Genomic DNA, 14,269 nt, shown 5'->3' on the forward strand with positions numbered 1-14,269 from the left:
CAGGGTTATTTGATTAACTGCTGCTTAGGGCGAAAAAACCGCCTTATGGCGGTTTTTTCATATCTGGCATAAGGAAAATGCTGTGAAAACAATAATCTATATAGACGGATACAATCTATATTACGGCTGCCTGAAGCATTCCGAAGATAAATGGTTAGACTTGAGAAAGCTATTCAGTAATATTCTTGCAACTCAGTCACCACACTCTGAACTCGTACAGATCAAATATTTCACGGCTGACATTAAAGCCGCCATCGCCAGCAATGGCCAGGCAGCAATGCAAGCTCAGCAAAGCTACCATCGGGCATTGCAAGCGCTGTACCCAAACGAAGTCGACATAATTAAAGGCTACTACAGCCTGGAAAAAGCAAACTTGCCACGCTTCCAGTCCCCACCAGATAAGTCAGTTCAGGTAGCGGTCTGGAAACTCGAAGAAAAACAAACCGATGTCAATATAGCACTCCATGCCTACCGGGATGTTTGCCGGTTGGATATCAGGCATATAGTGATCGTTTCAAATGACACTGACCTGGCTCCGGCTTTGCAACTGATTCGACAAGACTACGGAGACACTATCAATATTGGCGTAGTGATCCCTACCCGAAAAAGCATCGCAAGCTCCCGGCGTCCTGGTAACAAACAACTGAGTTCCTCGGCAAACTGGACGAGGAAATATATAACAGACGCTGAGTTAAGCAGAAATCACTTGCCCGATCTTATACCTACCCGAAAAAAACCGATCAGAAAACCACAATACTGGTAACCCGCTTATAACTGCTTAAGAAACTCCGCAATCTGCTGATCCCATAAGTCCACATGACGGGTTTCATTCGCCAGATGAATTTCACTGTTTGGTAATAACTCACGCAACCGGGTGGCGGTCGAAACCGGGTGACTGACATCGTCTTTCCAGGCCAGGATCAGTACCGGTACATCAATATTTTTCAGTTCGTCTTGCGCTGGCATATCCGACTGAGCTGAGCCCATCAGGATCGGGAAATAGGCTTCTTTTTTATGGCTGGCCATATAGCGCAATAACACCGCTTCGGTATAAGCCATGGATTTATGCAGAAAACCGGCAATCACTTTATTTTGTGTCAGCTGTGGCAACAGTGCCGGTACCAGACGTAACTTACTGAACCAGGCCAGTAAACGATATTTCAGCGTTTGCAGCTTACGGCTTTTCCAGCCGGTCGGCGGAATCACCAGCACCAGCCCGGCAAGTTTCTCTTTTTGTTCCGAATTCAGTAATTGCAGCGCCGCCATCAGGCTGGTGCCACAGCCCATTGAGGCTCCACCCAGCACAAATTTATCGGCGCCGGAATGCTGTGCCACGGCTAACATATCCCGGCCCAGGTTCTGCCATTGATAATCCGCCGGATCAGGCGTGACCTGAGACTCACCATGGCCACGGGCGTCGTATCGCACGACCCGGTGTTGTTGCTGAGTTTTTTTCCAGGCAAACAGGCCCGATTCGACATCGGCTGCGGTACAGAACATCAACCCGTGTGCCCAGATCAGAGTGGCGGGGTTGGTCGCCTGCTGTGGTTGAGCGTCAATCACATTCAGTTCGATATCGTTCAGGGTTTCGACAGCCATAACGGTGATGCACCAGCAATAAAAAACGGCGGTCATTCTAAAAGAATCACCGCCGTTCCGCCTTGGACTTGATCACAGACTGATGTTTTCAGTCGTCTTTGCGCACCACTTCCATGGCATCGACATTCTGGAAGCCCCGTGGCAATTTATTACCCCGACGGCCACGTTCACCCTGGTAATGCTCAAGATCGGCAAACTTCAGTTTCATATGGCGTTTACCGGCGTACACCAGCAGAGTGTCGTCTTCATTGAAGGCGACACAGGCGACCATCAACTCCTCCCGGGCAGCCGCTTTGGCGGCGTTAATGTTGATCATTTTGTTGCCTTTGCCACGCGCCATCAGCGGCACATCCGCCGCCGGGAACACCAGCATACGACCTTCGTTGCTGACCGCTGCAATCCAGCTTTTCTCCGGGTTGATAATCCTGGCAGGCACCAGCACCCGGGCGTTATCCGGCACGGTCAGCAGGTTTTTACCGGCTTTGTTTTTGCTCTGCATGTCTCCCAGGTTGGCAATAAAGCCATAACCGGCGTCGGTTGCCATCAGATACTGATCGGAATCAGGCCCCATCACCAGACCGAGGAACTGTGCACCTGCGGGGATATTCAGGCGACCACTTAACGGTTCACCCTGGCCACGGGCAGACGGTAAGGTGTGCGCAGCCAGTGCATAAGAACGGCCTGTACTGTCGATAAACACCGCGTTCTGATTGCTTTTACCTGGCGCAGATAACAGATATTTATCACCCGATTTATAATTCAGGTTTTCGGCATCGATATCGTGACCTTTGGCAGCCCGTACCCAGCCTTTTTCTGATAACACCACGGTAATGGATTCCGCTGAAACCAGTTCAGTTTCAGAGAAAGCCCTGGCTTCGCCACGCACGACCACTGGCGAACGACGGTCATCGCCGTATTTTTCAGCGTCTGCAGTTAATTCTTTTTTAATCAGGGTTTTTAACCGCCGTTCGGAGCCTAAGGTTTTTTCCAGAGTTTCGCGTTCTTTTTCCAATTCATCCTGTTCGCCACGGATTTTCATTTCTTCCAGTTTGGCGAGGTGACGTAATTTTAATTCCAGAATGGCTTCTGCCTGAATGTCCGATACCCCAAAGCGCTGCATTAACACCGGCTTAGGTTCATCCTCAGTACGAATGATCTCGATGACTTCATCGATATTCAGGAACGCCACCAGCATACCTTCTAAGATATGCAGACGAGCCAGTACTTTATCCAGGCGATGCTGCAAACGACGGCGTACGGTCGCTGTACGGTATTCCAGCCACTCGGTTAACATCAGCTGCAGGTTTTTCACCTGTGGCCGGCCATCCAGACCAATCACGTTCATATTAACGCGATAGTTTTTTTCCAGATCGGTGGTGGCAAATAAATGCGCCATCACGGCATCACAATCAACCCGGTTTGACTTAGGTACAATCACTAACCGGGTTGGGTTTTCGTGATCCGACTCGTCGCGTAAATCCGTTACTAACGGCAGTTTTTTTGCCGTCATCTGGGCAGCAATCTGTTCCAGAATTTTTGCCCCGGATACCTGATGAGGCAAGGCCGTAATAACAATGTCGCCATCTTCCACATTATAACCGGCGCGCATTTTCACACTGCCTTTGCCGCTGCGGTATAACTTACGCAAATCCTCCTTCGGGGTAATAATTTCTGCGTCGGTGGGAAAATCCGGTGCCTGCACGTGTTCACATAACGCGTCGATATCGGCTTTCGGGTCATCCAGTAAATGAATACAGGCACTGGCCACTTCGCGCACATTATGCGGCGGGATATCGGTCGCCATACCCACAGCAATACCGGTGGTACCGTTTAACAGAATATTCGGCAGCCGGGCCGGTAAGGTGCTGGGCTCATCCATGGTGCCGTCAAAGTTTGGCTGCCATTCCACCGTGCCCTGGCCCAGTTCGCTGAGTAACACTTCGGCATAGCCGGCCAGTTTGGCTTCGGTATAACGCATGGCGGCAAACGATTTCGGATCATCCGGCGCGCCCCAGTTGCCCTGGCCGTCGACCAGTGGATAACGATACGAGAACGGTTGCGCCATCAGCACCATAGCTTCATAACAAGCGCTGTCGCCATGCGGGTGGTACTTACCCAACACATCACCAACCGTACGCGCCGACTTTTTATATTTAGCGGTGTGCTTCAGGCCCAGTTCGCTCATGGCGTACACAATACGACGCTGCACCGGCTTAAGGCCATCACCTACATGTGGCAGGGCACGATCGAGAATCACGTACATGGAATAATTCAGGTACGCATTTTCGGTATATTGTTTCAGCGACTGACGCTCTACGCCGTCGTCGGTATAACTGATTTGATCCGTCATAAGACTCGCAGTTCTGTCCAGCTTCGGTTCTGCCCGCAGTATCAGGGCATCGGAAAAGTTGCCACAGATTGTGACCCACTAACCCGAGAAGGACAATGCTAAAACGATGATTCAGGCGGCAGAAGGCAGAACGGTGAGGAATCCCCGATAACCTCGGTTACCGGGGCAAACACACAAACGGCTGGCGGCTTATTGGGTGCAGATGGCTTCCATGCGGATTTTATTGGTCCAGTGCATAAAGCCATGACTGGTGGAGTATTGGGTCGCGATTGCACCAATACGACCCGGGCATTGTTGCTTCAGGTCGGCATAAGCCTGATCGACGTAATCGGTATCAAACACAAATCCCAACACCACGGATTGTTCGCTGGTCATCACCACAGTACGGGTATTCGTTGCCTGGCTTAAACCGGCATCAACATCACTGATATACTGCTGATGAATAGAATGTGTACAACCGCCCGCCAGCAGAGAGCTTAAGGCGATAGTGATTAAACGTTTCATTTTCACCCCTTCTGGCAATACGCCGTGGCGATCACTTCGCGTTTGACCACCAGCAAATAGACGGTGTTCTGGAACTTGGTTAACACCCCGTCCAGCTTGCCACCCTGGCACTGGTTGCGCAGATCATTTACCGCTTCATCAACAAAATCGTTATCAAAAGCGATACCAAGAATCGCCCAATGATCGGCGGAAGCACGCACTTCGTTATTGCGTTCAGCCGGAACCTGAGTCAGGGATACCGAATTGAGGCTGACACAACCGGTTAACGCCACAGACAATAATAAAAAAACAAATATACGTTGAAACATGATCAGTCCTTATTTTTCAGCGATACAAAACGCGTCGACAGCTACAATTTCGCCCGATACCGGGCCGGCAGTTTTGGCTTCACGAATAGCACGGATGCCGGTGAGTTCTCCTGACGGACATTCATTGCGCAGGAAGCTCAATAATTGTTCGGCATAGTTTTCGTCATAAACCGGGTTACCGGTACGTGGTCCCATATTGACCAGCGCCAGAATATCGCGGATTTCTTTCCACTGCTGTGAGGTCTGGCCACGGGATAACTGACGACCGAGTTCCGCCGATGCTGCGGCATCAAAACCGGTTTCACTGAGACGAACCGATACCGGCGTCAACGCTCCCTGACTCTGGTCGATACTGCCAATCTGAACACTATCCAGCCGGGCACAGCCGGCCATAGCAATGGCAGCAAAGATTAACAATCTTCGCATTTGCAATTCCTTTGAAAAAAGAGGGGGGGATGATACAGCAGAAAGCTTAATAAATACTTAATCATCAGGACCGAATGGCCCTGATGATTGACCGGCGTCAGGCAATTTCCACTTCGTTGCCGCGCTGTTCTAACCAGCCTTTACGGTCAGAAGCGCGTTTTTTCGCCAGCAACATATCCATTAATTCGTTGGTACCGTCACCCGGTTCCAGCGATAACTGCACCAGCCGGCGGGTGTTCGGATCCATGGTGGTTTCACGCAACTGCATCGGGTTCATTTCACCCAGGCCTTTGAAGCGCTGCACGTTAACCTTGCCGCGTTTCTTTTCTGCTTTAATGCGTTCTAACACACCGGCTTTTTCACCTTCATCCAGAGCATAATAAACATCTTTGCCGACATCGATGCGGTACAACGGCGGCATCGCCACGTACACATGGCCGTCTGCTACCAGCTTACGGAAATGCCGCACAAACAACGCACACAACAAGGTGGCAATGTGTAAACCATCGGAATCAGCATCGGCCAGGATGCAGATTTTGCCATAACGTAAACCGTCGAGATTATCGCTGGCCGGATCAATACCCAGTGCAATAGCAATATTATGCACTTCTTCTGAGGCCAGAATTTCACCGGAGTCCACTTCCCAGGTATTCAGGATTTTACCACGCAGCGGCATAATGGCCTGAAATTCACGATCCCGCGCCTGCTTGGCTGAGCCGCCGGCCGAGTCCCCTTCCACCAGAAACAGCTCCGTACGTTCACCGTCCTGACCGGTACAATCGGCCAGTTTACCCGGCAAAGCCGGGCCCTGGGTGATTTTTTTACGCGCTACTTTTTTGGCTTTACGCAGCCGGCTCTGAGCACTGGAAATCGCCATTTCGGCTAATAATTCGGCATCCCGGGTGTGTTCGTTTAACCACAGAGCAAACGAATCTTTTACCACACCGGAAATAAACGATGACGCTTCCCGCGACGACAGGCGTTCCTTGGTCTGACCGGCAAACTGAGGATCCGCGAGCTTGGCCGATAACACATAGGAGCAACGCTCCCATAAATCATCCGGCGTTAATTTTACCCCGCGTGGTAATAAATTACGGAATTCACAAAACTCACGTAACGCATCCAGTAACCCCGAACGGAAACCGTTAACGTGTGTTCCTCCCTGAGCGGTAGGAATCAGGTTTACATAACTTTCCTGACATAACTCACCGCCTTCCGGTAGCCACTGCACCGCCCAGTCGACGCCTTCTGTGTCGCCGGTCATCGAGCCGGTAAAAGGTTCCTGCGGCAGAGTTTCGTAACCGGTGGAGCTGACTTTTAAATAATCGGTTAAGCCATCTTCGTAATACCATTCGGCGCTGTCTTCAGCATTCGGGGCATTAAATTTAATCCGTAACCCCGGGCATAAAACCGCTTTAGCGCGCAATACGTGTTTCAGCCGCGGCAGCGAAAATTTCGACGAATCAAAATATTGTGCATCCGGCAGAAAACGAACACTGGTACCGCTGCGTTTTTTGCCACAGCTATCAACCACCTGTAAGTCCAGTGCTTTATAACCGTCTTTAAAGCCAATACGCTGTACCTGACCATCGCGCCAGATGGTCACCTCCAGCACTTTTGATAAGGCGTTTACCACGGACACACCCACACCGTGCAAACCACCGGAGAACTGATAATTATCGTTGGAGAACTTACCACCGGCATGCAGCTGCGTCAGAATCAGCTCAACCCCGGAAACACCGTGCTCCGGGTGAATATCAGTGGGCATGCCGCGGCCATCATCCAGCACTGTCATCGAACCATCGGCGTGTAACGTTACTTCAATGCTGCTGGCATGACCTGCCAGCGCTTCGTCCACCGAGTTATCAATCACCTCCTGTGCCAGGTGATTGGGGCGGGTGGTATCGGTATACATGCCAGGGCGTTTACGAACCGGATCCAGGCCACTCAGTACTTCAATCGACGATGCGGTGTATTGTTTATTCGCCATGTATATCTCTTGCTAAAGACAATCTGATCGGCCCAAGTATAACGACCACAGGGGTAATTCCTAGCTCTGCTTCAGCCAGCTCAGATATTGATCAAACGGACTGGGTTTACGGTAATAGAATCCCTGTGCCAGCTGGCAGTCATGTTCTTTCAGCAGGGCTTCGACGGCGGCCGTTTCAATACCTTCGGCCACCACTCTAAGCCCCAGGCGTTTGGCCATTTCGATGGTGGTTTTAACGATTGTCAGGTGACGACCGGAATCGTCCAGATCCGACACGAAACTTTTATCAATTTTCAGCTCGGTGAAAGGTAACTCGGCGATATAAAACAGCGAGGAATAACCGGTACCATAATCATCAATCGCGATATTAATCCCCATCGCCGCCAACGCGTCCAGCGTATGCTGCAACAAATGAAAGTCGCTGACCGTCACCGACTCGGTTAATTCAAACGTCAGGTTCTGCAGCGGTATCGGATAGCGGCCCAGAATGGCGCGGACATTGTCCAGAAAATCCGGCTCAGCAATGTCTTTACCGCTGATATTCAGCGACACGTTGTAATTCACAAAGCCTTCCTGGCGCAGCTGCTGCAAATGCTGACAAGCGCGATCAATGACCCATAAGGTCAGTTCATTCACAATGCCGGTATCTTCAGCCAGCGGAATAAATTCTGACGGTGGAATAAAACCCAGCTCAGCATGATGCCAGCGTAACAACACCTCTGAACCGTCCACCCGGCCACTGTGCAGATTGATCTGTGGCTGATGATACAACTGCAAAGCATCGTTTTTCAGTGCGGCCTGCAGCCCGGCAGCCAGCGATAAGCGTTGCGTCAGACCATATGCCTGATCGGCCTGGTACAGCGCCACAGGCTGATGCTGGTGCTTGGCCTGATCAAGTGCCTGCTGGGCTTGTTTCAGCACATCCGGTAATTCTTCATTGTTATGCCGGCTATACAGCGACAGACCAAAACGCAACGATAACGATACATACAGCTCACCCAATTGGGCGCCCGAGGATAATTGCTGCTGAATCGTGTGAAACAGGCTGGCAGCCAGCGCTGGCGAATAATCCAGCAGAATGACGGCCAATAAACCGTCCTTGATATGCACCACCCGCTGGGGCTTGGCGGCACAACTCTCCAGTATCAGAAAATCCGGCTGATACAGCAGTTCACGATTTATGGTTCGGGCAATCATCAGCATCAGCTCATCACTGTTACTGTTGCTGATATACGGCTGTAAACCGGAGAAGCCCACCACTTCGACTAGGCACACGGAGAACGGCTGCTCTTCCTTTACCAGGTGCTGCAGACTGGCATCCAGCAAGTTGCTGTTGGGTAAGGCGGTGCCCGGGTCGTGAGTCGCGTTAAACAAGGCCTGTTCTTTTTTAAATTGCATGCGGTTAGCCAGTGCCATCGCCATCAGTACAATTTCGCTTAAGACCCCCATCATCAGGGCATGATTAAGCAGGAAAGAGCCCTCCAGCACGCCGGTCAGCACCATCGGCTGTAACGCTCCCCCTACAATCAGTGGCACCCAGGAAACCAGGTAATAACCCGCCCAGCGATAATTAAGCCGGAACTGGCGATACAGCAACAAGACAATCAGCGGATACAACACCACCATGGCGGCAAAAAACAGCGGTGCAGCACGATATTCCGGCAACCCCAGCGCCACGATGGCCAGCGCTACCATAAACAGCAGATAACGCTTAAACCAACGCACAATACGTTCACGGCTGTGCCACAGGCTGAAAAACAACAGCGCAAAGCTCATGGTGAAAATAACCACCAGCAGGTTCGCCGTAACAATCTGACTGCGCAACAGCCGGATCACACCTTCCGGCCAGATATAATGACCAAAACCGATCGCCACACCCAACAACATCAGGATCGAAACGATATAACTGATGTAAACCAGATAGATGCCGTCTTTCAGACCGCTGTACAACACCAGATTATACAGCGCGATGACAATCAGAATGCCAACAAAACCTCCCCAGATCAGAAATTTCGACCGCACCAGAGCGTTAAAATCCTGCGGGGTAAACAACTGCACCGGGGTTTTGGCAATGCCCTCGGTCGCAATACGAATGTATAACTGCTGGCTGCTGCGGCCATCAAGCAACCATTCATAAGAAGGTATGGCACGCTGCTCAGCCGTCAGATCCTGTGCCTGCCAACCCAGACGGATATGTTCCGCCGCCCGTCCGTCTGCCTGACGATAAAGATCGAGTTGCTCCAGCATCGGATTGGCAAAGTGCACCACCAGAACGCGGGGATCCGCCGCGGAATTCGTCAGTGTCAGCCGTAACCAGTAGGCCTGTTGCTCGAAGCTCCAGGGAATCTCGGCAAAATCCGACTCTGCCATCAGTTGTGGTTGCTGTGCAGCTTCGCTGACTCTCACCGCTGCAGACGGGTCAAGCCAATAGCCACTGGAAATGGTGATCCCATGATCGCCACTGGTTAACGTATGGCTGAGCGGGTCAGCGATGGTACGGGCAAAATGAACGATCAGTGCCAGCAACAGCGTTAACAGCAGGCAGGCTATGCCATGTCTGAATCCATTCTGTGCACCCATGCCGGCAACCACGGTTGTTTATGTCTGTTCAGATTAGCACAGCCTGAGGTGTGTCAGGCAATGGTCTGACCGCTTAACGGTCGCAGCCTGCTGCGAAGCAGAAAATAGCCGGTAAACGATCGATAAAATCCACAAAACTGTGGTTGCCACCGGCTTCCAGCCAGCTGCGGCAAGGCAGGTATTTCTCCGCCGCAAGGCGGTAATCCAGCGTTTCATCGCCGGTTTGTAACAACAACATCAGCTTATCTGGCTGCGATAGCGTCTCAACCTCCAGCGCCTGTAGCTGGTCGATGTGTTTCATTTCCAGAATATAAGTCTGGCCATCGTAGAAGTGTTGATTCGGCCCCAGGTAACGGTCAAATAACTCATAAGGTCTGACCGCCGGATTCACCAGCACGGCTTTGCAGCCGAGTTTCTGACTGAGCCAGGTGGCGTAATATCCCCCCAGGGAGCTGCCGATAATAAACACGTCACGAATACCCGGCTGCTGCTGCAGTGCGGTCACGGCCTGTTCAGCCTGGCAGATTGCCTGCTGTGGCTCAAACGCCAGAGCGGGTAGTCGCAGCTGGTCAGCCATCCCGGACTGCTCAAAATAGTGCATCAGTTGCTGGGCTTTGGTGGAGGCGGGCGAACTTAAAAAACCGTGCAGATAAACACAGCCGATATGAGAAGGCAGTTTCATCACTGACGGTCAGTACCCTTTCACCGAATAATCCACTTCGAACTCGATCCCCTCAACCCGGCTGACACCGGTATCAATGCTGCCATCGGCATTCAGGTCGAGCCAGCGATAACCGGGGGCCAGTGAATCAATGGCAAAATCTTCGCTTTGGGGTTCAAACTGAATACAGGTGGAAGGGGTTGATAATAACCGCACCTGGCCACGCATCTGGTCGCTGTCCTGATGGACATGTCCCCAGCAAACCGCACGCACGTTGCTGTGTTTATCGATCACCCGCCACAGGTCATCCGCATTTTTAATACCGATGGTATCGATCCACTTGCAGTCCATGGCTACCGGGTGATGATGGAAACAAACCAGCGAATGCAGATCCGGCCGCTGTGCCAGTGTCTGATCGAGGAAGTCCAGCTGAGATTCCGCTAAGCGGCCATACACTTTACCCACCACCTGGGAATCGAGCATGATGATTTGCCAGTCGTCGGTGCGGATCAGCGGCTGCAGATATTCATTCCCGTCGGCGGCCTGGGCCATGTTATCAGGATCGTCGTGGTTTCCGGCAAGCCAGAAAGAAGGGCAGGAAAAATGGGTCAGTTCGCGTTGCAGATGATGATATGCCTCCAGTGACCCGTCCTGGGATAAATCCCCCGTCACCAGAAAAGCATCAATCTGGTGACGCTCTTCACGCACCAGTTCCAGCACACAACGCAGGCTGTGCAGTGTCTGCATACCCAATAAATGGCCATCCTCGGGCTCATTCAGATGAGTATCCGTGATCTGCACCAGACGCAATGGCCTCCGGTTTTTCAGCGAGAACACAGTCGTACCCACTCCCTTTTTATCGTTAGTATTTCCACTTTATACGAGCGACGCGCGCCACGACAGAGAAAAGTTTCACAAAAACTTACCTGACACAGCCGCTTTTACTGCTTTTTACAGTTCTATCAATATCTTTTATGACAGATCCGGTAAAAATTCAAACGCTGTGTCGACATGTCCATATTGTAGGCAATGATCCAGCCAATCAGCCAGAAAACGGTTTAGCTGCAGTTTTTCGTCCGGCAGACGCATGGTCGGATTGGGATACTGGTAACGTCCCTCAAAGCGCCGCTGATTCTGGTAACTCAATACTTCCGCCATATTGGCATCATGATACAACCGCACCTGCATCCGCGGTGGCTGAATCCATTCCGGGCTCAGCCCCTGCTGTACCAGTTGCAACATGGTGGTATAGGGGTGCACCTCTTCAACCCGGATGACTACCCGGGCCTGATGCGACGAACCGGAGCTGATCACAAACACACGTTCGGCCCCTGCTTCCATATCCGGAAACAGCTTCAGAAAGCGCAGGTAATTTTTCTCCGCCAGCGAAGATAACTGCTGCAAGTCGGGCACATAACGTTTTTTCTTCAGCAAAGGCTCCTCCCCTGTCGTGCTGATGGTCATCTGGCAGAGAAGCCTAACGAATCACCGCCAGCGGTGCCAGACAAAGAATAAATCCAGCTAACCAGCGGGCTATCTATATTCAGAATACCGATTTATTCAGCCCCGCTCAGTTCGCTATGGTGAATCTTCAACCACTGCAGCGCCATAATAGTGGCCGCATTATTAATGCAACCTGACTCAACCGCCTGATAAGCCTGGGGGAAGCTCAGCGTGTGCAGACGAATGTCTTCATTTTCATCTTCCAGGCCATGAATACCTGCAACCCCCTGGCTGTCGATCAGGCCGCAATACAGCTGCACCCGCTCACTGGTACCACCCGGCGACACCCAATAATTGCAAATCGGAATCAGCTGATAGAACTGACAGCCGGCTTCTTCTTCAGTTTCACGTTCTGCCACCTGTTGATAACTTTCCCCGGCTTCCACCATGCCGGCCACCAGCTCCAGTAACCAGGGCGAACGTTCATCCGCCAGCGCACCGGGGCGAAACTGCTCAGCCAACACCACACAGTCGCGCTGCGGATCGTATAACAACACACACACGGCTTCACCCCGTTCAAATAATTCGCGGGTAAACGGGCCACTCCAGCTACCGTCAAAACGTTTGTGACGCAGGGTTAACTTGTCCACCGCGAAAAAACCATCAAAAACGCGCTTATTGTCTACGATCTCAACATCGGCACCGCTATACTCAGGCGCAGCCAGTTGATTCTTCGGTTGGGTGTTCATTACTTGACCTACCTATATAACTAGAGAAGAATATCAGACTTAGCTAATATTCAACGGAACTACTGTACAGTCTGTTTTCATTGCCGGAACAATGAAGGCATTTTGAGCAGTATTTATTCTGTTAGAATGACAACTTTATTCACATGGCTGCCAAAGCAAAGGCCCGAAACAATATGAAAAAATTACTGACTCTCAGTGCTGCGATTCTGGCATCCAGCCTGTCAAACGCCGCCGACCTTAGCACCATTTATCAACAAGCGGCCAGCAACGATGCCCAAATCGCTGCCGCCCGCGCCACCCGCGAAGCGAACAGCTACAACGTCGGCACCGCCCGCGGTGCCTTATTGCCACAAGCGAACATCAGCTACAGCCAGACCGAAGTAGACGGCGAATCTGCCGGGCAGGATTTCGACTACGATCAGGCACAACTGCAGATTCAGGCCAGTCAGACTCTGTTTAACCTGAACGCCTGGTATACCTATCAGGCAGCGTCTTCCGGTGATGAAGCCGCGGCTCTGCAACTGCAATTAGCCGAGCAGCAACTGCTGCTGCGCACCGCCCAGTCTTACTTCAATGTACTGCGTGCCAAAGATAATCTGTCAGCCGCTCAGGCCGAAGAAAAAGCAGTGAAACGCTCACTGGAGCAAACCAAACAACGCTTTGATGTCGGCCTGATCGCCATCACCGATGTCCATGAAGCACAAGCCGGATACGACCTGACCGCCGTCAACCTGCTGGGCCAGGAAGCTAGCCTCGACATCAGTTACGAAGCACTGGAACAGTTAACCGGACAGCGTTTTGATACGGTATCGCCATTACGCGATGACGTATCGCTGGAGATGCCTCAACCAACCCAGGTCGAGCCCTGGGTAGAATCCGGTCTGGCCAAATACGTTGGTCTGCGGCTGGCAGAAACCAACAAAGATGCGGTACGTCTGCAACGTAATGCTACCCGTTCGAACCATCTGCCAACGGTTAAACTGATTGGCAGTTATTCCGATGGCGACCAGTTTATTCCAACCGCAGGCGGTACCGTCGACACCACCAGTACTGCCATTGGTTTCCAGGTTTCTATGCCATTACTGGCCGGCGGCTCGTTATACAGCCAGAGCAAACAGGCGGCTAAACAATACGCCTCCGCCGAATACCAGCTGGAAGGCGAACGCCGTAACATGAAGCAGAACATCCGCAGCCTGTTCCGCAAAGTGAAAACCGATGTGCTGAACGTAAAAGCGCGCAAGCAGGCGATTGTTTCTGCCGAAAGTGCACTGGAAGCAACCCAGACCGGTTATAAAGTCGGTACCCGGAACATCGTTGAAGTACTGAATGCTCAGCGTACTCTGTACCAGGCACAGCGCGACTACGCTAATGCCCGTTACGACTATATTCAGGACCTGCTGAACCTGAAGTTCTTCGCCGGAACACTGAACGAAAAAGACATCCAGCAGTTAAACGGCTGGCTGGTTCAGGGCTGATCAGCGCCCTTTTCGCTACAGAAAAAACCGCAGCCTGGCTGCGGTCAGGCTGTTTACAAACCCTAGCCCCTAAGCTGGGGTTTATCGTTTTAGCGGCCTTGCCAGCCTACTCGAAGCTGCAGATTAAATACCCACCGAGCACTGCCGTTTTGGCTGATAGTCTCATACGTGCCTGTTACTGTGA

13 protein-coding genes are annotated in these 14,269 nt (G+C 51.7%); 2 read left to right on the top strand and 11 right to left on the bottom strand.

Annotated features, from left to right (window positions below):
* The first annotated feature begins 82 nt into the window (after positions 1 to 82).
* Entirely contained in the window at positions 83 to 763 is a 681-nt protein-coding gene (locus ACFOMG_RS03675) for an NYN domain-containing protein (protein WP_376864866.1), read from the top strand.
* A 5-nt stretch (positions 764 to 768) separates the two neighbouring features.
* Here the strand turns inward: ACFOMG_RS03675 and ACFOMG_RS03680 are convergent, their stop codons facing one another.
* From ACFOMG_RS03680 to ACFOMG_RS03730, 11 genes are all read right to left on the bottom strand, one after another.
* On the bottom strand, positions 769 to 1,599 hold the full coding sequence (locus tag ACFOMG_RS03680; RefSeq protein WP_376864867.1) for an alpha/beta fold hydrolase: 831 nt from the start codon (positions 1,597 to 1,599) through the stop codon (positions 769 to 771).
* A gap of 88 nt (positions 1,600 to 1,687) precedes the next feature.
* Positions 1,688 to 3,949: a DNA topoisomerase IV subunit A gene (gene parC / locus ACFOMG_RS03685; RefSeq protein WP_376864868.1), complete on the bottom strand. Its 2,262-nt coding sequence runs from the start codon at positions 3,947 to 3,949 to the stop codon at positions 1,688 to 1,690.
* Between the two features lie 189 nt (positions 3,950 to 4,138).
* Positions 4,139 to 4,453 carry a hypothetical protein gene (locus ACFOMG_RS03690; protein WP_376864869.1) on the bottom strand — a complete coding sequence of 105 codons (315 nt, stop codon included), beginning with the start codon at positions 4,451 to 4,453 and terminating at the stop codon, positions 4,139 to 4,141.
* Positions 4,454 to 4,455: 2 nt separating this feature from the next.
* On the bottom strand, positions 4,456 to 4,761 hold the full coding sequence (locus tag ACFOMG_RS03695) for a hypothetical protein (RefSeq protein WP_376864870.1): 306 nt from the start codon (positions 4,759 to 4,761) through the stop codon (positions 4,456 to 4,458).
* Positions 4,762 to 4,770: 9 nt separating this feature from the next.
* On the bottom strand, positions 4,771 to 5,187 hold the full coding sequence (locus ACFOMG_RS03700) for a hypothetical protein (protein ID WP_376864871.1): 417 nt from the start codon (positions 5,185 to 5,187) through the stop codon (positions 4,771 to 4,773).
* 97 nt (positions 5,188 to 5,284) lie between these two features.
* Complete coding sequence (gene parE / locus ACFOMG_RS03705) at positions 5,285 to 7,177, bottom strand: DNA topoisomerase IV subunit B (RefSeq protein ID WP_376864872.1); 1,893 nt, start codon at positions 7,175 to 7,177, stop codon at positions 5,285 to 5,287.
* Between the two features lie 60 nt (positions 7,178 to 7,237).
* Positions 7,238 to 9,757 (bottom strand): EAL domain-containing protein, encoded by a 2,520-nt coding sequence (locus ACFOMG_RS03710; RefSeq protein ID WP_376864873.1) that lies wholly within the window; start codon positions 9,755 to 9,757, stop codon positions 7,238 to 7,240.
* A gap of 73 nt (positions 9,758 to 9,830) precedes the next feature.
* Positions 9,831 to 10,439: a YqiA/YcfP family alpha/beta fold hydrolase gene (locus ACFOMG_RS03715; protein ID WP_376864874.1), complete on the bottom strand. Its 609-nt coding sequence runs from the start codon at positions 10,437 to 10,439 to the stop codon at positions 9,831 to 9,833.
* Between the two features lie 9 nt (positions 10,440 to 10,448).
* The gene (gene cpdA, locus ACFOMG_RS03720; protein WP_376864875.1) at positions 10,449 to 11,255 is read right to left on the bottom strand and encodes a 3',5'-cyclic-AMP phosphodiesterase; all 807 of its coding nucleotides are present in this window, start codon (positions 11,253 to 11,255) and stop codon (positions 10,449 to 10,451) included.
* Positions 11,256 to 11,390: 135 nt separating this feature from the next.
* Positions 11,391 to 11,852, bottom strand: a complete 462-nt coding sequence (locus ACFOMG_RS03725) for a DUF1249 domain-containing protein (RefSeq protein WP_376864876.1) — start codon at positions 11,850 to 11,852, stop codon at positions 11,391 to 11,393.
* A gap of 122 nt (positions 11,853 to 11,974) precedes the next feature.
* On the bottom strand, positions 11,975 to 12,610 hold the full coding sequence (locus tag ACFOMG_RS03730) for an NUDIX domain-containing protein (protein WP_376864877.1): 636 nt from the start codon (positions 12,608 to 12,610) through the stop codon (positions 11,975 to 11,977).
* A 173-nt stretch (positions 12,611 to 12,783) separates the two neighbouring features.
* On the opposite strand from ACFOMG_RS03730, the gene ACFOMG_RS03735 reads away from it, so the two are divergent.
* Positions 12,784 to 14,085 carry a TolC family outer membrane protein gene (locus ACFOMG_RS03735; RefSeq protein WP_376864878.1) on the top strand — a complete coding sequence of 434 codons (1,302 nt, stop codon included), beginning with the start codon at positions 12,784 to 12,786 and terminating at the stop codon, positions 14,083 to 14,085.
* The last annotated feature ends 184 nt before the right edge of the window (positions 14,086 to 14,269 follow it).

It is taken from the genome of Bacterioplanoides pacificum (genome assembly GCF_042648445.1).
Taxonomy (GTDB): Bacteria; Pseudomonadota; Gammaproteobacteria; order Pseudomonadales; family Oceanobacteraceae; genus Bacterioplanoides; species Bacterioplanoides pacificum.